The following is an 18,268-nucleotide window of genomic DNA, read 5'->3' as shown; positions in this document are numbered from 1 at the left end:
GGACGATCAGCATCCAACAGGCACACGAATAAATACTATGATTTCATTCACCCACCGGTCGAGCGGGAGAGGATATAATGAATATATCTCGCACAATTTTCAAGGAAATCTCCCAGCTGCGCTGTCAGCGTCATTGGCCGGAAGTAGAGAGGTTCGATGCCCGTATTGCACGAACGAGCTTCGCAACCCATGCCCATGAAGGGTTTGTCATCGGGATTGTCCTTACCGGTGTGCAGTCTTTCATCCATAAAGGGATCGATCATGCCGTCCCGGCTGGTTCGATCACCTTCCTCAATCCGGGTGAACTGAGTTCGGCGGGAGCCTTGCAGGGGCACAGCGTCCAGTATCAGACCCTCCATGTGCCGGCCCAGGCGATGGAAAGCATAGCGCCTGCGGGCTTCCGGTTTCCAACGCCCGTTCTCTACAATCATTCGATTGCGCGGCGGCTGAGCGAACAACTGGCCATTCTGGATGCAACCCGGGAAAAGGCTGTATGGCACGCTCGCCTGACGGAATTCCTCCATCAATGCACGGGGCTTTTCATTTCTCGCGAAACACCTGAACCTGAGATTGAGGATGCTCGGATCACCGCGATCCGCAGCTATATTGAAGACAATCTGGTATCCTCCCTGGAACTGGAAGCCCTCTCGCAGCAGATCGAACTCAGCAAATTCCACTTTCTGCGCCTGTTCCGCGCACATGTCGGGGTAACACCGCATGTCTATATTCAGGCACGCCGGACGGCTCGGGCGAAGATGCTGCTGCGGCAGCATTCTCCGGCCCAGGTCGCAGCGCTTTGTGGTTTCGTGGACCAGAGCCATCTGACCCGCTGGATACGATCCTGCTATGGCACGACCCCGAGTGTCTATCACAAGCAGTTTCGCAGTCTCAGCAAGCTCGCCTGAATCCTGATCCGCTGTCAGCCTCACGCCGTAATCACCTCTGTGTGACAGCAAGACGGGTGACAAGCGAGACAGGCCGTGGCCAAGCAGATCAAAAAACAGAACCTGCCCACCAAGGTTTGCCAAACCTGTGGACGCCCCTTTTCCTGGCGCAAAAAGTGGGAGCGAGACTGGGATAATGTAAAATATTGTTCTGACCGCTGCCGAACCTCGAAAGGAAGCGCGTCATGACAAGGCCTCGTATCGCTATCATTGGCGCAGGACTGGCCGGCGTTACACTGGCACGAAGGCTCGATCAGCATGCCGAAGTTCTGGTTTTGGAGAAAAGCCGCGGCACCGGTGGGCGCATGGCGACGCGCCACAAGGATGGCGTGAGTTTCGATCACGGAGCGCAGTATTTCACCATTCGGGATGCCGGTTTTCACGCGCTTGTCGAACCGGCCCTTGAAGAGGGCGTCATCGAGACCTGGAGCACGCCGGTTCACCACTTGACGGCAACGGGCGCGTTGGAACAACGCGAAGACCGCTCGCCGCGTTTTGTTGCAGTGCCAGGCATGTCCAGATTGGTGAAATGGCTGGCTCGACCACTGAAAGTTCAATTCGAAACGCGGGCAATCGCACTCGAAGGCAAGGTCGGCGACTGGAAACTCGATTGCGATCACGGCAGCGTGGAGGGCAGGTTTGATTGGGTGGTTTCGACCGCCCCTGCCCCGCAAACCGCCTCCCTGCTGCCGCTTGATCCTGCCGATCAGGAGGCACTGGAAGGTGTCCGCATGAACGGGTGCTTTACCCTGATGCTCCAGATGAAACCGGACATCGATCTCCCGTTTGCGGCAGCCCAGGTTTCCCATCCGATCCTTGGCTGGATCGCCCACAACAACACCAAGCCGGGCCGCGAGACGGGCAATCATCTTGTCGTGCATGCCAACAATCGCTGGTCGGATGCCAATCTGGAAGAGCCGCCGGAACAGGTACAGGCACGGATGATTGGCGCCCTGGAAGCACTATTGCCTGTGGTGAGAAACGCTTTGATCGCGTCTCCGGTCCTCCACCGCTGGCGTTATGCCAATGTGGAAACGCCGCTGGGGAAACCGTTCCTGCTGGATATGGACCGCCATCTTGCGGCCTGCGGGGACTGGTGCCTCGGCAACCGCGTCGAAGCGGCATTCCAGAGCGCCAATGCTCTGGCGGATGCACTCCTGTTGCAAATGGAAACTGCCTGATGTCGACGAAGCGCCTTACCCAGAGCCTGACCTTCAGCGGCGCCCTACCCTTCTACCTGCTGCTGATCCCCGGCTTCATCGCCCCGGATATTCGTTTCCATGCTTTTCTGACCTATGGCGCAATCATCGCCTCCTTCATGGCTGGCACCCTCTGGGGTTTGACGCAGCGAGACCGCGATCCGCCCGTGCTTCCGATTGTGGCAAGCAATATTCTGGCTCTGGCCACATGGACGTCATTGCTCATTCCGTCGCAGCTTGTCGCGATCGGGCTTCAACTCATGATCTTCGTAGGCTTGCTGGAAGTAGACCGCCGGATTGATGCCGAGGGGCGCGAGGCACCCTGGTACTTTGCCATGCGCATGCGCATTACCGCGGCGGTCGCAATTGCCTATGTCATTCAGATCATTGTTCTGGTGAACTTATGGTCGATCTAGTTTATTGACGAGGGGCTTTTCAGCTGTCTTCCCGTCATGCTCGGGCCTGTCCCGAGCATCTACAACGGATTGGTTTTATTGGACGTCCGTAGATTCTCGGCACAAGGCCGAGAATGACGGCGCGATTGATACATGTCGCGCTCAACCGGATTGCAGGAGCGTGTGACAACCTGAAGATCACCACTCGATCCTTGATCCGTCATAAGCAAAAAACTGGCCGGATTGCTGCGGAGCAAGTCCGTTCAGCACCGTCAGCAGGTTTGTCGCCGCAACCGCAGGCTCCGTCCGCTCGTGCCCGCCGGAATACTTCTCGGAGAGTGAAGTGGCGACAGTGCCCGGATGCAGGGGCACGATGACCGCTTCCGGATTGGTGCGCGCCAGTTCGATGGAGGCCGTGCGCAATATCTGGTTCAAGGCTGCCTTGGAGGCGCGATAGGAAATCCAGCCGCCCAGATTGTTATCACCAATGGAGCCGACGCGGGCAGACAGGAAGCCCATCAGGCCCCGCTCTTTTTTCGGCAGAAGCGGCGTGAAGTACTTCGTCACGAGAGCCGTACCAACGGCATTGAGCGCAAACTGGCGCATCATAGCGTCTGCCGAAATCTGCCGGAGCGACTTTTCAGGACCAACGCCATCGATGGTCAAGCCGCCCGTCGCGCAGAAGATCAGATGAAACGGCCCTTCCAGCGCAGCGACTGCCGCTGCAACGCTTTCCTCGTTGGTGACGTCGAGACCGGTGCCGCTACGCGAAAGCGCAACCACTTCGCCGCAGGCAACATCCCCCTTCAACACGGTCGACAGGGCACTGCCAATGCCGCCGCTCGCACCAATAACCAGCGCGCGATAGCCTTGCGGAAGCGAAGTCATGGACAACATGCGAAGGTCTCCTCAAATGATCTATCCTGCTTTACGCAGACAGAAGAGATCCGGTTTTCCAAAGCTCACACCTTCTCGCCCGCTTCCAGTTTTTTAAGGAAGCCTTGCGCGCTTTTGCGGTAGGTGCCGCGCTGTTCGTCGCTCATTCGCCGCCATGTGGCATAGGGCTGCGCCAGCCGCCGATTGCCGGAAAGCTTCTCGCCATTGCGATCGAGAAAGTCCCAATAGAGGGCATTGAACGGACACGCGCCCTCGCCAACTTTCTTCTTCACGTCGTAGCGGCAGTGCTGGCAATAGTCCGACATCTTGGAGATATAATTGCCGCTGGCCGCATAGGGCTTCGAGCCCAGAATTCCGCCATCGGCAAACTGCGTCATACCAATCACATTGGGTGCCTCCACCCACTCATAGGCATCGGCATAGACTTCCAGATACCATTCATGCACCTGAAATGGATCGATGCCAGCCAGCAGCGCGAAATTGCCGGTGATCATCAGGCGTTGAATGTGGTGCGCATAGGCGTGATCGATGGTCTCGTCAATCACCGTCGAAAGACACTTCATATCCGTCTCGCCCGTCCAGAAGAAACCGGGCAACGGGCGTTTCGCCTCCAGGAAATTCAGCTCCGTATAGCCCGGCATTTTCAGCCAGTAGACGCCACGCACATACTCCCGCCAGCCGATGATCTGCCGAATGAAGCCTTCCACCGCATTCAAGGGTGCCCGACAGGCGCGATACTCCTCCTCCGCCGCGCGGCAAACGGCAAGTGGATCGAGAAAGCCGATATTGATATAGAAGGAGATGAGCGAGTGATTGAGAAAGGGATCGCCGACCAGCATGGCATCCTGCGTCTCCCCGAACTGCGGCAGAAAGTCCCGAATAAAGCTCTCCAGAACCGTTTCTGCTTGCGCGCGAGTGACCGCAAAGCCAAAGCGATCCAGCCTGCCGATATGATCGCCGAAGCGTTCCTCAACGAGCGCGATCACCTCCTGTGATAGCGCGTCCGGCTTGTAGCTCTTGTGCTTGGGGCGCAGAAGGTCCGGGCTGGCAGGCTTCCTGTTTTCGGCATCGTAATTCCAGCGCCCGCCCGCCGGGTGATCGCCTTCCATCAGAAGCCCGGTCTTGCGGCGCATCTCGCGATAGAAGAACTCCATGGTGAGTTCCTTGCGACCGGATGCCCAGTCGCGAAACTCCTTGTGGGAACAAAGGAAACGGTCGTCGGCGCGAATATCGACGGGCAGGCCCAGCAATTGCCACCAACCTTTCATATCCTCAAGCACGCGCCATTCGCCGGGCTCCGTCACGATCACGCAATCGGGCGAAAGCTCGGTCACGGCAGCGCGCAGCTCTTCCCGGAAAGAACCCTTGTTGCCCTCGTCATCAAGGCGGCGATAGCGGACAGTGAAACCTTGCTGGCGCAGCTCTTCCGCAAAATGCCGCATGGCCGAAAAGATGAAAGCGATTTTCAGCTTGTGATGGCGTACATAGGTCGCTTCCGCCATTACCTCGCACATCAGGATCACATCCTGCGCCGGATCGGCATCGCGAAGACTGGCGAGGTTTGGCGACAACTGATCGCCCAGAATGAAGATGAGATGTCTGATGGATGGCATGAACCGGACTTCGCAACGGGGAAACTTGTCCTCGTTACGAAGCTCGGCGGTCGATAGATTACCGCTCTTGCGTCACGCCTTCCGGCTTTTCAAAGGAATTACCCGGCCTGTCTCTTCCGGCGCAGTGCTATTCGGCAAACGTGTCCGTCCGATGGGAAAGCGCAGGATCTTGTCGGTTTCTTCCAACTCATCCGGGCGGCGCGTCAGAAGTTCATAAAGCTCCGGCACCAGACCGTCGCCATTCTGCTGGGCAAGCTTGTGAAGGCCGATGAAGAAAGTGCCATCGCGGCTATCGTGATTCATGGCTTATGCGTTCCGTTCTTTCATGGTCTGCAATGCCCGCTCCAGGCTCGATTTCGAGCCGTTTCTCAAAGGAATGAAAGCCTTGCTGAACTTCTTGCAGCCGGTCTTCACCCGCAGGCATGCATCGTGGCTGATACAGTCGATCGGGCAGAAAACGCAGTCCACGGAGGGCAAGAGCGTATCGATGCGCGAAACGGCCTCTCTCAAACCGCCGTCATGATGAATGAGTTCCGCGCCATAGCTCTCGGCGATCTCGCGCAAATGGGCCACCTGGCAATCCCTGCCGCCGACATAGAGAAAGCTTTTCACGCCGGACGCATCGTCGATCTTCTCAATCGTCTGCAACTGAGCGGTCTTGGCCGAAGCCTTGCCCCCTTGCTTGCCTGCCGGCTTGCGCTTGTCCTTCTTGGCCACGGCTCGTCTTCCCTCGTCTCTAGCATGGCGCGCAAAAGTGTGGAGCGGTTTTGCGATAACGACATGCGACAATAAAAAGAGCTAAAGCGTCAGGAGCGAATCTGAAAGATCGCTACTCGCTTTAGGTGCTTGCCCTTGGTGGACACTGCGAGGCGGACCATAGATAACATGACAAAAGGAGTAAAGATTAAACTTGATAGAAAGGATCATATTTTCGCACGGGCCTGTGAGTGCAATCGGCAGACCCGTGGCTGACGGCTTTTCAGTCCCGGTGACGAGAGGTGATCCGGGCTTCGATGGCCGGCGCACAGTCACCGCGCAACCGCTTCAACATGCTGAGCGGGGTGCGGACCCTTACCAGCGCCTGCACGAAGGCGGATGATTCCGGCTGTGCAAAGACGACCGCCATCTTGTTGTCCTTCAACTGCCGCTTGGCGCAGGTGATGAAGATCTCCTTTTCGCCAAGGCACAGGTAAAACTGCTCCGGCAGGAATTCCAGAAGGTGCCCGTGCAGCAACGCGCCTTCCGTCGAAAGCTTGGTTATGCGCACCTGCATGGTCGAGAAGTTCTTCATGCCCTTGGACGAATAGACCGCACGCACCAGAAGGTTCGTTTCGCGATAGTTGAGATCGATCCGCCCAAGCGTCTGATAATGTTCGGCAAGATAGTGCCGCGATTTCTGTGTTCCGGTCAAAGGCAGCACTCCATCAGCAATCACGTTAATGAAGCATTAGGCATAACCTTGAGCCATCGATCCGACAACGCCGATTGAGCCTCGGAAAAGCGGTGCTGCAAGCCTCGCGCAAGCGTCTCCGCCCTGAGCTTGCGTTCTGCCAATTTCCCAAAATTTGACCGATTGATAAATTTTTTGGCCGTGCTAGGCTCCTCTTCAGTTGCGTAACAAATTCCATAAAAGAGGGAAGCAACATGCACAGACTGGGAAGCGGTATCGCGGGAGGCCGTCTGGCGCCCGCGGAGTACGAACATAATTTTTCAGACCTTCATCCGCGCTTTGACAAGCACGAGGCACTGGTAGCATCCGACCGGTGCTATTTCTGCCATGACGCGCCGTGCATGACGGCCTGTCCCACCGAAATCGATATTCCGCTGTTCATCCGGCAGATATCGACAGCCAATCCGCTGGGCGCTGCCCGCACCATCTTCTCCCAGAACATTCTGGGCGGCATGTGCGCGCGCGTCTGTCCCACCGAAACGCTGTGCGAACAGGCCTGCGTGCGCAACACCGCAGAGGATCGTCCGGTCGATATCGGCCGCCTGCAACGTTACGCCACCGATATTGCGATGGAACAGAACCGCCAGTTCTTCCATCGCGCGGCGGAAACGGGCCGCACCATTGCGGTTGTCGGTGCCGGTCCGGCCGGTCTCGCCTGCGCGCACCGTCTGGCGATGAACGGCCACTCGGTCGTTGTCTTCGATGCGCGTGAAAAGGCGGGCGGCCTCAACGAATATGGCATTGCCACCTACAAGGCCCCGGATAATTTCGCCCAGAAGGAAGTGGATTATCTTCTGGCCATCGGCGGCATCGAGATTCGCAACGGCATGGCTCTGGGTCGCGATTTCTCCCTGCAGGATCTGGCCGCCGATTATGACGCCGTCTTCATTGGTATCGGCCTTGCCGGCGTCAACGGCCTCGGCATCGAAGGCGAAGAACTTTCGGGCGTCGATGATGCGGTGGATTTCATCGCCTATCTGCGTCAGGCAGACAACAAGGCGGATGTGCCAATCGGCCGTCGCGTTGTGGTTCTCGGCGGCGGCATGACCGCAGTCGATGCTGCCGTTCAGGCCAAGTTGCTGGGTGCCGAAGAAGTCACCATCTGCTATCGCCGCGGCAAGGAGCATATGAACGCTTCCGAATATGAGCAGGATCTCGCTGCATCCAGGGGCGTTTCCATCCGTCACTGGCTGGCGCCGAAGCGCATTCTTGGCAAGGATGGCGCAGTGGCCGGGATCGAGCTGGAATATACCGCTCTTCGCGATGGCCATCTTGTCGGCACCGGCGAGACGGGCGTGATTGCCGCCGACCAGATCTTCAAGGCCATCGGTCAGTCCTTGAAGGCCAGCGGCCTGGGTGCGCTATCCATGGAAAAAGGCCGCATCGTGGTAGACGATCAGTGTCGCACCTCCATGGAACGGGTCTATGCCGGCGGTGATTGCGTCAACCGGGGGGAAGATCTCACCGTTTCCGCCGTGGCGCATGGGCGCGATGCCGCCGACGCCATTCATCTTGCCTTCGCTTCCGCCGGTCAGCCGGCTGTGGCCGTCGCTTGAACCGGGAGATGAACCATGGCTGATCTTCGCAACAACTTCGTCGGCATCAAATCGCCGAACCCCTTCTGGCTGGCCTCCGCGCCGCCGACTGACAAGGCCTATAACGTCGAGCGTGCCTTCAAGGCAGGCTGGGGCGGCGTGGTGTGGAAAACACTCGGCTCCGAAGGACCGCCGGTCGTCAACGTCAACGGCCCACGCTATGGCGCAATCTGGGGTGCCGACCGCCGCCTGCTGGGTCTCAACAACATCGAGCTCATTACCGACCGGCCTCTCCAGATCAACCTGCAGGAAATGAAGCAGGTGAAGATGAACTGGCCGGATCGCGCCCTCATCGCCTCCATCATGGTGCCTTGCGTCGAGGAAGAGTGGAAGGCCATTCTGCCGCTGGTGGAAGAAACAGGCGCTGACGGCATAGAGCTCAACTTCGGCTGTCCGCACGGCATGTCCGAGCGCGGCATGGGTTCCGCCGTCGGCCAGGTGCCGGAATATATCGAAATGGTCGTTCGCTGGTGCAAGCAGTATAGTCGCATGCCGGTGATTACGAAGCTGACGCCGAACATCACGGATATCCGCAACCCGGCCCGCGCCGCAAAACGCGGCGGCACGGATGCCGTCTCCTTGATCAACACGATCAACTCCATCGTCTCGGTCGATCTGGATAACTTCGCACCCATGCCAACCGTCGGCGGCAAGGGCAGCCACGGCGGCTATTGCGGGCCAGCCGTCAAGCCCATCGCGCTCAACATGGTTTCAGAAATCGCCCGCGATCCGGAAACCTATGGCCTGCCGATCTCCGGCATTGGCGGCGTGACGACATGGCGCGATGCGGCAGAATTCCTGGTCCTGGGTGCCGGCAACGTGCAGGTCTGCACCGCCGCAATGACCTATGGGTTCAAGATCGTTCAGGAAATGATCTCTGGCTTGTCCGACTGGATGGACGAGAAGGGCCACCGCTCGCTGGATGATATCACCGGACGCGCCGTGCCGAACGTGACCGACTGGAAATACCTCAACCTCAATTATGTGGCCAAGGCCCATATCGATCAGGATGCCTGCATCAAATGCGGCCGCTGCCACATCGCCTGCGAGGATACCTCGCACCAGGCCATCACCAGCATGGTCAATGGCGTGCGCCACTTTGAGGTGATGGAAGACGAATGCGTGGGCTGCAACCTCTGCGTCAACGTCTGTCCGGTCGAAAACTGCATCACCATGGTGGGGCTGGAACCGGGAACGCTCGACCAGCGCACCGGCAAGATCGTCGATCCGAACTACGCCAACTGGACCACGCACCCCAACAACCCGATGGCACAGGTTGCCGCGGAGTAAGCGGATTAGGGGATAGAGATTGGGCGGGGCGCGAAAGTGCCCTGTTCTTGATGACAAAGGGTTCACTCAATCTTCCGTCATGCTCGGGCTTGTCCCGAGCATCTACAAACGCTTGATTGTATTGGACCTCAGTAGATTCTCGGCACAAGGCTGAGAATGACGTCGCGGCTGGAAAGCCAGATTGGAAGCAGTCTGGTGGTACGGGAACGCCCTGCTCTTGGATCAAAGTACGTTCAGGCTGCTGGCACGGCTAAGACATGGTGTTTGGCATAGAACCCCGCACCAAATGGTTCTATATTTGATGCAACTGGAGCCATCCCATGCGACCCACCATCAACCTCGACGATGACCTTCTAGAACGCGCCCGCGCCCTGACGGGGACGAAAGAGACGGACGCGCTGGTGCGACAGGCCCTTGAAACACTGATCCGTGTCGCTTCCGGCAAACGCCTTATCGCGCTTGGTGGCACAATGCCGGATGCTGAGGTCCTACCCAGCAATATGAGTTAATCAACTCATCCTACCTGATCCCCAACCCCCGCATGAACAGGTCTTCCAGAAAACGGGCGGCATCCTCGAAACGGCCATCGCCTGATTTGTCGCCTAGTACCGCCTGCACCTGCACATCAAAATCCGCGTAGTGCTGCGTGGTGGACCAGATCGAGAAAATCAGGTGATAGGGGTCGCATTTGGCAATCTTGCCCGCCTTGATCCAGGCGCGGATCACCTCCGCCTTCTCATCCACCAGCTCCTTCAGCGGACCCTTCAATCCATCCTCGATATGCTGCGCGCCTTGAATGATCTCATTGGCGAAGAGGCGGCTTTCGCGCGGGTAATCGCGAGACATTTCCAGCTTGCGACGGATGTAGGAACGAATCTCCGTTTCCGGATTGCCCTCCGAATTGAAGGCCTGCAGCGGCTCCAGCCAGGTAAAGAGCATGTGGTCCAAAAGCGCCCTGTGGATGGCCTCCTTGGTCCTGAAATAATAGAGCAGGTTCGGCTTCGACATGCCTGCCGCTTCCGCAATCTGGTCAATGGTCGCACCGCGAAAGCCATAGGCGGAAAACACGTCCAGCGCAGCCTGGAGGATCTTTTCCTCCTTCTCTTCCTGAATGCGTGTGCGCCGCTGTGTCTTCGCCGCTCGTGGAATCATCTGCCTTCCCGGTCCCCTCTCACCCGCACGACCCTATCGCAAGTGCACAAATTTTACACCGCCAGAATGACTGCCGGAAACTTGTTCATTTTTTCATCGCCAATGCGATTTTGCGCTTGAGTGCGGCGGTGGAAATTGTAAGCTTTTACCAATCGGTCAAATATCAATGACCCACTCGGCAAAGGCAAGCCACTGGCTCGCCGAATGTCAAAAGAAGGTGGGCGATGACCATTAGGGAACAGCAGCCGCATCGCACGATCCAACGGCTGAAACAGATGAAGGAATGAACGTATGGTGGCGGCACCAGGCGAAAACCTGCGCGTGAACGGCGACAGGCTTTGGGACATGTTGATGGATATGGCCAAGATCGGCCCCGGCATTGCGGGCGGCAATAACCGCCAGACGCTGACCGATGCCGATGGCGAAGGTCGCCATCTGTTCAAGTCTTGGTGTGAGGCAGCGGGCCTGACCATGGGCGTGGACAAGATGGGCACGATGTTTGCTACCCGCCCAGGCACCGATCCGGATGCCCTGCCCGTCTATATCGGCAGCCACCTCGATACACAGCCGACCGGCGGCAAATATGACGGTGTGCTGGGCGTTCTCGCAGGTCTCGAAGTCGTTCGCACCATGAACGACCTCGGCATCAAGACGAAGCACCCGATCGTCGTCACCAATTGGGCGAATGAGGAAGGTGCGCGCTTTGCGCCCGCCATGCTGGCTTCTGGCGTGTTTGCGGGCGTGCATTCACTTGACTATGCCTATGGGCGCAAAGACCCGGAAGGCAAGACCTATGGCGACGAGCTGAAGCGCATCGGCTGGCAGGGTGAGGAAGAAGTGGGCGCGCGCAAGATGCACGCCTATTTCGAATATCACATCGAGCAAGGCCCGATTCTGGAGGCGGAAAACAAGCAGATCGGCGTCGTCACCCACTGCCAGGGTCTGTGGTGGCTGGAATTCACGCTGACCGGCAAGGAAGCGCATACGGGTTCAACGCCCATGACCATGCGCGTCAATGCGGGCCTTGCCTTTGGCCGCATCATGGAAATGGTGCAGGAGGTTGCCATGTCCGAACAGCCCGGCGCAGTTGCCGGTGTTGGCCAGACCTTCTTCACGCCCAATTCCCGCAACGTGCTGCCGGGCAAGGTGGTCTTCACCGTCGACCTGCGCACGCCCTCACAGGAAAAGCTGGACCGCATGCGGGCCAAGATCGAGGCGGAAGCCGCGAAAATCTGCGAGGCGCTTGGCGTTGGCTGCTCGGTGGAAGCGGTCGGCCATTTCGACCCCGTCACCTTCGACCCGGTTCTGGTGGAGCGGGTTCGCAACGCAGCCGAAAAGCTGGGTTACAGCCACATGAACCTCATTTCCGGCGCAGGGCACGATGCCTGCTGGGCCGCCAAGGTGGCACCTTCCACCATGGTCATGTGCCCCTGCGTCGGCGGCCTCAGCCACAATGAGGCGGAAGAGATTTCCAAGGAATGGGCTGCCGCAGGCTGCGACGTCCTGTTCCACGCGGTGGTGGAGACGGCGGAGATCGTCGCCTGAGCAACGAAGAATAGATCGAGGGATGAGACCAATGACCACAGTCATCAAGGGCGGAACCATTGTCACGGCAGACCTGACCTACAAGGCTGACGTGAAGGTGGATGGGGGCAGGATCGTCGAGATCGGCCCCAACCTTTCCGGCGATACGGTTCTGGATGCGGACGGCTGTTATGTCATGCCCGGCGGCATCGACCCGCATGTGCATCTGGAAATGCCCTTCATGGGCACCTATTCCGCCGATGACTTCGAAAGCGGCACCCGCGCGGGTCTGGCGGGTGGCACCACCATGGTGGTGGATTTCTGTCTGCCAGCGCCGGATCAATCGCTTCTTGAAGCCTTGCAGATGTGGGACAACAAGACCTCCCGCGCCACGGCAGACTATTCCTTCCACATGGCGATCACCGGCTGGAACGAGCGCATCTTCAACGAGATGAAGGTTATCGTTCAGGAAAAGGGCATCAACACCTTCAAGCACTTCATGGCCTACAAGGGTGCCTTGATGGTGAATGATGACGAGATGTTCGCCTCCTTCCAGCGTTGCGCGGAACTCGGCGCCCTGCCGCTGGTGCATGCGGAAAACGGCGATGTCGTTGCCTCCATGACCGCCAAACTTCTGGCGGAAGGCAATGACGGACCGGAAGGCCATGCCTATTCCAGACCGCCGGAAGTGGAAGGCGAAGCGACCAACCGCGCCATCATGCTGGCCGATATGGCGGGCGTTCCGCTCTACGTGGTTCATACCTCTTGCGAACAGGCGCACGAAGCCATTCGCCGCGCCCGCCAGAAAGGCATGCGCGTTTATGGCGAGCCGCTCATCCAGCATCTGACGCTGGATGAAAGCGAATATTTCAACAAGGATTGGGACCATGCCGCGCGCCGCGTCATGTCGCCGCCATTCCGCAACAAGCAGCATCAGGACAGCCTCTGGGCTGGCCTGCAATCCGGCTCGCTCTCCTGCGTGGCGACAGACCATTGCGCCTTCACGACGGAGCAGAAGCGCTTCGGCGTCGGCAATTTCGCAAAGATCCCGAACGGCACCGGCGGCCTGGAAGATCGCATGCCGATGCTGTGGACCTATGGCGTCATGACCGGTCGCCTGACCATGAACGAGTTCGTGGCGGTCACCTCCACCAACATTGCCAAGATCCTCAACATGTACCCGAAAAAGGGCGCGGTTCTGGTAGGCGCGGATGCCGATCTGGTTGTGTGGGACCCGAAGCGCTCCAAGACGATCTCGGCCAAGAGCCAGCAATCCTCCATCGATTATAACGTCTTCGAGGGCAAGGAAGTCACCGGCCTGCCGCGCTTCACGCTGACCCGCGGCTACGTTGCCATCGAGGAAGATCAGGTGAAGACGCGCGAGGGTCACGGTCAGTTCGTCAAGCGCGAGCCCTTTACCGCCGTCAACAAGGCGCTTTCCACCTGGAAGGAACTGGTTGCACCCCGCAAGGTGGAACGCACCGGCATTCCGGCCACGGGGGTTTGAGACGGCGAATGTTGGTAATGCGGGCGCTCCAAACGCTGACAGGAGGCAAGGCCGTTTCGGCATCCTCCCACCTCCCCTCGAGGGGGAGGCCGGCGCAACGCGCCGAGTGGGGTGATACCAGAACCATATTGGCCCCCGCGGACATTACCCCCCTCTGTCCTGCCGGACATCTCCCCCTCAAGGAGGGAGATCGGCGGAACGCAACCGCGCAAATTCATCAGAAAATTAGAAGCTTGCGGACTTTCACTGCCGGTTCGCCATCCTCACACCTCCCCTTGAGGGGGAGGTCGGCGCAGCGCGCCGGGTGGGGTGACACCAGAACCATATCGGCTCTGGCGGACACTACCCCCCTCTGTCCTGCCGGACATCTCCCCCTCAAGGGGGGAGATCGACTTGGAGCACCATCCACATTTCCGTTAAGCGCCGCCGGATTGGTATCTGCTTCTCCATATGATCGAGGGAGCGAGACAGAGGCCGTTCTGCCGATCTCCCCCCTTGAGGGGGAGATGCCTGGCAAGGCAGAGGGGGGTAAATCCATAACCTCCGGCAGAGAGCAGATCTCAAACCTTCACCAATCCATCCAGCTCCGGCAAAAGCACCACGCTCTCCTGCTCGTTGGGGTCCGTGCGGGCTATGATCGCTGTCGCCGGTTCATCGGACGTATTGGCGGGCAGATGAGGAACGCCTGCCGGAATGTAGAAAAGCTCGCCCGCGCTCACCACCACATGATGTTCCAGATTGTCGCCGTACCAGGTGTCGGCCTTGCCGGAGAGCATGTAGATCGCGGTCTCGTGGTTCTCATGCAGATGGGCCTTGGCCCGCGCGCCGGGCGGCATGGTCAGAATATGCATGCAGATAGCCTTGGAGCCAACGGTTTCGGCCGCAATGCCCGCAAAATAGCTCAGCCCCTGCTTGCCGTCATAGGTGCTGCCCGGCTTTACCAAACGACAGGTGGGTTTCGATGATCCATCCATGTTTTCAATCCTTTATCCCTCTGGCCTCAACCCGTCTGGCATCCCGCAGCGATGCAAGGCCGCCCAGACGTTTTCAAGCGAAGATAACAGATAAAATGCAACTGACCATTTCTCTCTCTGGCGGCGAGGCACGCCTATGACCTCCGCCGCCGCACCTGTTGTAACCGCCCGCGATCTTGGCCTGACATTCCAGACGAATGACGGCCCGGTGAACGCGCTGACCGGCGTGAACCTCGATATCAAGAAGGGCGATTTCGTCTCGTTCATCGGCCCGTCCGGCTGCGGAAAAACGACGTTCCTGCGCGTCATTGCCGACCTCGAGAAGCACACGAGCGGATCAATCGAAATCAATGGAATGACTCCGGAAAATGCCCGTCTGGCGCGGGCCTATGGCTATGTCTTCCAGGCGGCGGCCCTTTACCCCTGGCGCACCATCGAGAAGAACATCGCGCTTCCGCTGGAAATCATGGGTTACAGCAGCGCCGAGCAAAGGCAGCGTGTCGAGCGAACGCTGGATCTCGTGAACCTCTCCGGTTTCGGCAAGAAATATCCCTGGCAATTGTCCGGCGGAATGCAGCAGCGCGCCTCCATCGCCCGTGCGCTGGCCTTCGATGCCGACCTGCTTCTGATGGACGAACCCTTCGGCGCGCTGGACGAAATTGTCCGCGACCATCTGAACGAACAGCTGCTGAAACTCTGGGACCGCACGAACAAGACGATCTGTTTCGTCACCCACTCGATTCCGGAGGCCGTCTATCTCTCCACCAAGATCGTTGTCATGAGCCCTCGTCCGGGCCGCGTGACGGATGTGATTGAATCGCCGCTGCCACGCGAACGCCCGCTGGATATTCGCGATACGCCGGAGTTTCTCGAAGTCGCCCATCGCGTCCGCGAAGGGTTGAAGGCGGGGCATAGCTATGACGAGCACTAAGCCCTCTCTCTTCCGGGACCGCGTGCTGCCAGTGCTGACGGTGATCGCCGTCATCCTCGTCATCTGGCATGTGGCCGTCGTCTACCTGAATGCGCCTTTCGTGCGCGATCAGGCCGCGCGTGCCGGAACCGTTGTCACGCTCGGTGAAATCATTCCGCAGACCTTCAACCAGGAGCGGCCCATCCTGCCCGCGCCGCACCAGATCATTGCGGAGCTGTGGGACACGACCATTGCCAAACCCATCACCTCGAAGCGCAGCCTTGTCTACCATGCCTGGGTAACACTATCGGCAACGCTGATGGGCTTCGGCATGGGCACGGTGCTCGGAATTCTGCTGGCGGTGGGCATCGTCCATAACCGGGCGATGGACAAGTCGCTGATGCCCTGGGTCATCGCCTCCCAGACGATCCCGATCCTCGCCATCGCGCCGATGATCATTGTGGTCCTGAACTCCATCGGCATATCGGGACTTCTGCCCAAGGCTTTGATTTCGACCTATCTTTCCTTCTTCCCCATCGTCGTCGGCATGGTGAAGGGTCTGCGCAGCCCGGATGTCCTGCTGCTGGATCTGATGCACACCTATAATGCCAGCCGCGCGCAGACCTTCTGGAAATTGCGCTGGCCCGCGGCCCTGCCCTATCTCTTCACTTCCTTGAAGGTTGCGATTGCCATCTCACTGGTCGGCGCAATCGTCGGTGAACTGCCCACGGGTGCTGTGGCAGGCCTTGGTGCGCGCCTTCTGTCCGGCTCCTATTACGGCCAGACGATCCAGATCTGGGCGGCCCTCTTCATGGCGGCAGCGCTTGCAGCTGTGCTGGTCTCCATCATCGGCCTTGCCCATACGCAAGTGCTGAAGCGCATGGGAGCCAAGCCATGAACGGATATATTCTTGCCGCGCTTGCCATCTGGATCGGCGCCTGGACCCTGAACGAGTGGCTTGTGCGCCAGCGCCCCGCGTCTGCGCAGGCAAAGCAGGCCGTCGGGATCATCGTTCCCGTCATCTTCGGCGCCACCTTGCTGGCAGTCTGGGAATGTCTGGTGTATGGCTTCCAGATCCCGCCTATCCTTCTTCCGGCCCCCAGCGCCATTTGGGTGAAGCTCATAAATTCGGTCCCGGTCCTCTGGGCAGATTTCCAGCAGACCTTCCTCAAATCCGTCATCACCGGCTATATCGCAGGCTGCGGACTGGGCTTTGCCGTTGCGCTTCTGATCGACCGCTCGCCCTTTCTGCAAAAGGGTCTCCTGCCCATCGGCAATTTCGTATCGGCGCTGCCGGTCGTCGGCATCGCGCCAATCATGGTCATGTGGTTCGGCTTCGACTGGCCGTCGAAAGTGGCGGTGGTCGTGATCATGACCTTCTTCCCCATGCTGGTGAACACGGTGCAGGGTCTTGCTTCCGCCAGCCATATGGAGCGGGATCTGATGCGCACCTATGCGGCAAACTGGGGACAGACGCTGATCAAGCTTCGCCTTCCGGCCGCATGGCCGTTTATTTTCAATGCACTGAAAATCAACTCCACGTTGGCGCTGATCGGCGCTATCGTAGCGGAGTTTTTCGGAACGCCCATTGTCGGCATGGGCTTCCGCATCTCCACGGAAGTGGGCCGCGCAAATATCGATATGGTCTGGGCCGAAATCGCGGTGGCCGCGGTGGCTGGCTCGGTCTTCTACGGTCTGGTGGCACTGGCAGAACGCTGGGTCACCTTCTGGCATCCGTCCGTCCGTGGGGGACGGGCGTAACAACCAAAAGAAAAAGGGAACTGACATGACGCTGAAAATTGCATCGCTGTTGCTGGGAGCAGCCGTTTCGCTCACCGCCCTTCAGGCACACGCCGCCGACAAGGTAACTCTGCAGCTGAAGTGGGTCACGCAGGCCCAGTTCGCCGGTTACTACGTGGCCAAGGAAAAGGGCTTCTACAAGGAAGAAGGTCTCGACGTCGATATCAAGCCGGGCGGCCCGGACATTGCTCCACCGCAGGTTCTGGCCGGTGGCGGCGCTGACGTCATCGTCGACTGGATGCCGTCCGCACTCGCAACGCGCGAAAAGGGCGTGCCCCTTGTCAACATCGCGCAGCCTTTCAAGAAATCCGGCATGATGCTGACCTGCCTGAAGGAAACCGGCATCACCAAGCCCGCCGACTTCAAGGGCAAGACGCTCGGCGTCTGGTTCTTCGGCAACGAATATCCCTTCCTGTCCTGGATGAACACGCTGAAGATCAAGACCGATGGCTCGGCGGAAGGCGTGAAGGTGCTGAAGCAGGGCTTCAACGTCGACCCGCTGCTGCAAAAGCAGGCCGCCTGTATCTCCACCATGACCTACAACGAATACTGGCAGGTCATCGATGCGGGCATCAAGCCGGACCAGCTGGTGACCTTCAAGTATGAAGACGAAGGCGTGGCCACGCTGGAAGACGGCCTTTACGTTCTGGAAGACAAGCTGAAGGACCCGGCCTTCAAGGAAAAGATGGTCAAGTTCGTCCGCGCTTCTATGAAGGGCTGGAAATATGCCGAGAAGAACCCGGATGAAGCAGCCGGTATCGTTCTCGATAATGACGCCTCCGGTGCCCAGACCGAGAAGCATCAGAAGCGCATGATGGGCGAAGTGGCCAAGCTGACCGCTGGCTCCAACGGCGCGCTGGATGAGGCGGACTATAAGCGTACCGTCAAGACGCTGCTGGGTGGCGGATCCGACCCGGTTATCACCAAGGAACCGACAGGCGCCTATACGCTGGACATTACCAAGGCAGCGCTGAAGTAAACCCGCGTTGAAAAACTTTCAGGCGCGCGGCAGTTATGC

21 protein-coding genes are annotated in these 18,268 nt (G+C 58.9%); 13 read left to right on the top strand and 8 right to left on the bottom strand.

From position 1 onward, the window contains the following. Nucleotides 1-77: 77 nt before the first annotated feature. The 4 genes from G6N80_RS15445 (at nt 78) to G6N80_RS15430 (ending at nt 2,559) form a co-directional block, all read left to right on the top strand. On the top strand, nt 78-905 hold the full coding sequence (locus G6N80_RS15445) for an AraC family transcriptional regulator (RefSeq protein WP_062553774.1): 828 nt from the start codon (nt 78-80) through the stop codon (nt 903-905). 75 nt (nt 906-980) lie between these two features. Beyond that, nucleotides 981-1,133 carry a DUF2256 domain-containing protein gene (locus G6N80_RS23580; RefSeq protein WP_082547109.1) on the top strand — a complete coding sequence of 51 codons (153 nt, stop codon included), beginning with the start codon at nt 981-983 and terminating at the stop codon, nt 1,131-1,133. Further along, complete coding sequence (locus G6N80_RS15435) at nt 1,130-2,125, top strand: NAD(P)/FAD-dependent oxidoreductase (RefSeq protein WP_165135043.1); 996 nt, start codon at nt 1,130-1,132, stop codon at nt 2,123-2,125. The genes G6N80_RS23580 and G6N80_RS15435 overlap by 4 nt, the downstream gene beginning before the upstream one ends. After that, nucleotides 2,125-2,559 (top strand): DUF3429 domain-containing protein, encoded by a 435-nt coding sequence (locus G6N80_RS15430; RefSeq protein WP_165135040.1) that lies wholly within the window; start codon nt 2,125-2,127, stop codon nt 2,557-2,559. The genes G6N80_RS15435 and G6N80_RS15430 overlap by 1 nt, the downstream gene beginning before the upstream one ends. 177 nt (nt 2,560-2,736) lie before the next feature. On the opposite strand, the gene G6N80_RS15425 is transcribed toward G6N80_RS15430, so the two are convergent. The 5 genes from G6N80_RS15425 to G6N80_RS15405 all read right to left on the bottom strand — a co-directional run bounded on the left by G6N80_RS15425 (nt 2,737) and on the right by G6N80_RS15405 (nt 6,459). Beyond that, nucleotides 2,737-3,426, bottom strand: coding sequence for an SDR family NAD(P)-dependent oxidoreductase (locus G6N80_RS15425; RefSeq protein WP_165137113.1), 690 nt, complete (start codon nt 3,424-3,426; stop codon nt 2,737-2,739). 74 nt (nt 3,427-3,500) lie between these two features. After that, nucleotides 3,501-5,048 (bottom strand): cryptochrome/photolyase family protein, encoded by a 1,548-nt coding sequence (locus G6N80_RS15420; RefSeq protein WP_165135037.1) that lies wholly within the window; start codon nt 5,046-5,048, stop codon nt 3,501-3,503. A 72-nt stretch (nt 5,049-5,120) separates the two neighbouring features. Next, on the bottom strand, nt 5,121-5,351 hold the full coding sequence (locus tag G6N80_RS15415) for a hypothetical protein (RefSeq protein ID WP_062553770.1): 231 nt from the start codon (nt 5,349-5,351) through the stop codon (nt 5,121-5,123). Between the two features lie 3 nt (nt 5,352-5,354). Next, nucleotides 5,355-5,696 (bottom strand): DUF2325 domain-containing protein, encoded by a 342-nt coding sequence (locus G6N80_RS15410; protein WP_062553783.1) that lies wholly within the window; start codon nt 5,694-5,696, stop codon nt 5,355-5,357. 331 nt (nt 5,697-6,027) lie between these two features. Further along, nucleotides 6,028-6,459: a hypothetical protein gene (locus tag G6N80_RS15405; RefSeq protein ID WP_165135033.1), complete on the bottom strand. Its 432-nt coding sequence runs from the start codon at nt 6,457-6,459 to the stop codon at nt 6,028-6,030. A 233-nt stretch (nt 6,460-6,692) separates the two neighbouring features. Here G6N80_RS15405 and G6N80_RS15400 point away from each other — a divergent pair, with 233 nt between their 5' ends. From G6N80_RS15400 to G6N80_RS15390, 3 genes are all read left to right on the top strand, one after another. Beyond that, entirely contained in the window at nt 6,693-8,054 is a 1,362-nt protein-coding gene (locus G6N80_RS15400; protein WP_165135030.1) for an NAD(P)-dependent oxidoreductase, read from the top strand. 15 nt (nt 8,055-8,069) lie between these two features. After that, entirely contained in the window at nt 8,070-9,383 is a 1,314-nt protein-coding gene (preA, locus tag G6N80_RS15395; protein ID WP_062553767.1) for an NAD-dependent dihydropyrimidine dehydrogenase subunit PreA, read from the top strand. A 320-nt stretch (nt 9,384-9,703) separates the two neighbouring features. Next, nucleotides 9,704-9,892, top strand: a complete 189-nt coding sequence (locus G6N80_RS15390; RefSeq protein WP_165135027.1) for a type II toxin-antitoxin system VapB family antitoxin — start codon at nt 9,704-9,706, stop codon at nt 9,890-9,892. A gap of 10 nt (nt 9,893-9,902) precedes the next feature. Here the strand turns inward: G6N80_RS15390 and G6N80_RS15385 are convergent, their stop codons facing one another. Both G6N80_RS15385 and G6N80_RS15380 read right to left on the bottom strand, forming a co-directional pair. Continuing rightward, nucleotides 9,903-10,535, bottom strand: coding sequence for a TetR family transcriptional regulator C-terminal domain-containing protein (locus G6N80_RS15385; RefSeq protein WP_165135024.1), 633 nt, complete (start codon nt 10,533-10,535; stop codon nt 9,903-9,905). A 53-nt stretch (nt 10,536-10,588) separates the two neighbouring features. Continuing rightward, nucleotides 10,589-10,786, bottom strand: coding sequence for a hypothetical protein (locus tag G6N80_RS15380; protein WP_156379101.1), 198 nt, complete (start codon nt 10,784-10,786; stop codon nt 10,589-10,591). Between the two features lie 40 nt (nt 10,787-10,826). Between G6N80_RS15380 and G6N80_RS15375 the strand changes: the two genes are divergently transcribed. Next, nucleotides 10,827-12,080 (top strand): Zn-dependent hydrolase, encoded by a 1,254-nt coding sequence (locus G6N80_RS15375; protein WP_062553764.1) that lies wholly within the window; start codon nt 10,827-10,829, stop codon nt 12,078-12,080. 31 nt (nt 12,081-12,111) lie between these two features. Further along, complete coding sequence (hydA, locus tag G6N80_RS15370) at nt 12,112-13,566, top strand: dihydropyrimidinase (RefSeq protein WP_062553763.1); 1,455 nt, start codon at nt 12,112-12,114, stop codon at nt 13,564-13,566. 560 nt (nt 13,567-14,126) lie between these two features. On the opposite strand, the gene G6N80_RS15365 is transcribed toward hydA, so the two are convergent. Further along, nucleotides 14,127-14,540 (bottom strand): cupin domain-containing protein, encoded by a 414-nt coding sequence (locus G6N80_RS15365; protein ID WP_062553762.1) that lies wholly within the window; start codon nt 14,538-14,540, stop codon nt 14,127-14,129. A gap of 136 nt (nt 14,541-14,676) precedes the next feature. Between G6N80_RS15365 and G6N80_RS15360 the strand changes: the two genes are divergently transcribed. From G6N80_RS15360 to G6N80_RS15345, 4 genes are read left to right on the top strand one after another with little or no spacing between them, the layout of a single operon-like run. Beyond that, nucleotides 14,677-15,471, top strand: coding sequence for an ABC transporter ATP-binding protein (locus G6N80_RS15360; protein ID WP_062553761.1), 795 nt, complete (start codon nt 14,677-14,679; stop codon nt 15,469-15,471). Further along, complete coding sequence (locus tag G6N80_RS15355; RefSeq protein ID WP_062553760.1) at nt 15,458-16,348, top strand: ABC transporter permease; 891 nt, start codon at nt 15,458-15,460, stop codon at nt 16,346-16,348. Before G6N80_RS15360 ends, G6N80_RS15355 begins: the two co-directional genes overlap by 14 nt. Continuing rightward, complete coding sequence (locus G6N80_RS15350) at nt 16,345-17,211, top strand: ABC transporter permease (RefSeq protein WP_165135021.1); 867 nt, start codon at nt 16,345-16,347, stop codon at nt 17,209-17,211. Before G6N80_RS15355 ends, G6N80_RS15350 begins: the two co-directional genes overlap by 4 nt. Nucleotides 17,212-17,236: 25 nt before the next feature. After that, nucleotides 17,237-18,229, top strand: a complete 993-nt coding sequence (locus tag G6N80_RS15345) for an ABC transporter substrate-binding protein (protein ID WP_062553758.1) — start codon at nt 17,237-17,239, stop codon at nt 18,227-18,229. Nucleotides 18,230-18,268 lie beyond the last annotated feature (39 nt).

Source organism: Rhizobium rhizoryzae, assembly GCF_011046895.1.
In the GTDB taxonomy this organism is placed as follows: domain Bacteria; phylum Pseudomonadota; class Alphaproteobacteria; order Rhizobiales; family Rhizobiaceae; genus Neorhizobium; species Neorhizobium rhizoryzae.
Note: the sequence above shows the minus strand (reverse complement) of the source record. Positions and strands in the feature narration are given on the sequence as shown.

Coding starts and splice junctions, on each gene's coding strand:
- G6N80_RS15445 (WP_062553774.1), top strand. CDS start 78: ATGAATATATCTCGCACAATTTTCAAGGAAATCTCCCAGCTGCGCTGT.
- G6N80_RS15435 (WP_165135043.1), top strand. CDS start 1,130: ATGACAAGGCCTCGTATCGCTATCATTGGCGCAGGACTGGCCGGCGTT.
- G6N80_RS15385 (WP_165135024.1), bottom strand. CDS start 10,535: ATGATTCCACGAGCGGCGAAGACACAGCGGCGCACACGCATTCAGGAA.
- G6N80_RS15380 (WP_156379101.1), bottom strand. CDS start 10,786: ATGCGGCTGCTGTTCCCTAATGGTCATCGCCCACCTTCTTTTGACATT.
- G6N80_RS15365 (WP_062553762.1), bottom strand. CDS start 14,540: ATGGATGGATCATCGAAACCCACCTGTCGTTTGGTAAAGCCGGGCAGC.
- G6N80_RS15420 (WP_165135037.1), bottom strand. CDS start 5,048: ATGCCATCCATCAGACATCTCATCTTCATTCTGGGCGATCAGTTGTCG.
- G6N80_RS15425 (WP_165137113.1), bottom strand. CDS start 3,426: ATGACTTCGCTTCCGCAAGGCTATCGCGCGCTGGTTATTGGTGCGAGC.
- G6N80_RS15400 (WP_165135030.1), top strand. CDS start 6,693: ATGCACAGACTGGGAAGCGGTATCGCGGGAGGCCGTCTGGCGCCCGCG.
- hydA (WP_062553763.1), top strand. CDS start 12,112: ATGACCACAGTCATCAAGGGCGGAACCATTGTCACGGCAGACCTGACC.
- G6N80_RS15415 (WP_062553770.1), bottom strand. CDS start 5,351: ATGAATCACGATAGCCGCGATGGCACTTTCTTCATCGGCCTTCACAAG.
- preA (WP_062553767.1), top strand. CDS start 8,070: ATGGCTGATCTTCGCAACAACTTCGTCGGCATCAAATCGCCGAACCCC.
- G6N80_RS15345 (WP_062553758.1), top strand. CDS start 17,237: ATGACGCTGAAAATTGCATCGCTGTTGCTGGGAGCAGCCGTTTCGCTC.
- G6N80_RS15360 (WP_062553761.1), top strand. CDS start 14,677: ATGACCTCCGCCGCCGCACCTGTTGTAACCGCCCGCGATCTTGGCCTG.
- G6N80_RS15375 (WP_062553764.1), top strand. CDS start 10,827: ATGGTGGCGGCACCAGGCGAAAACCTGCGCGTGAACGGCGACAGGCTT.
- G6N80_RS15390 (WP_165135027.1), top strand. CDS start 9,704: ATGCGACCCACCATCAACCTCGACGATGACCTTCTAGAACGCGCCCGC.
- G6N80_RS15355 (WP_062553760.1), top strand. CDS start 15,458: ATGACGAGCACTAAGCCCTCTCTCTTCCGGGACCGCGTGCTGCCAGTG.
- G6N80_RS15430 (WP_165135040.1), top strand. CDS start 2,125: ATGTCGACGAAGCGCCTTACCCAGAGCCTGACCTTCAGCGGCGCCCTA.
- G6N80_RS15350 (WP_165135021.1), top strand. CDS start 16,345: ATGAACGGATATATTCTTGCCGCGCTTGCCATCTGGATCGGCGCCTGG.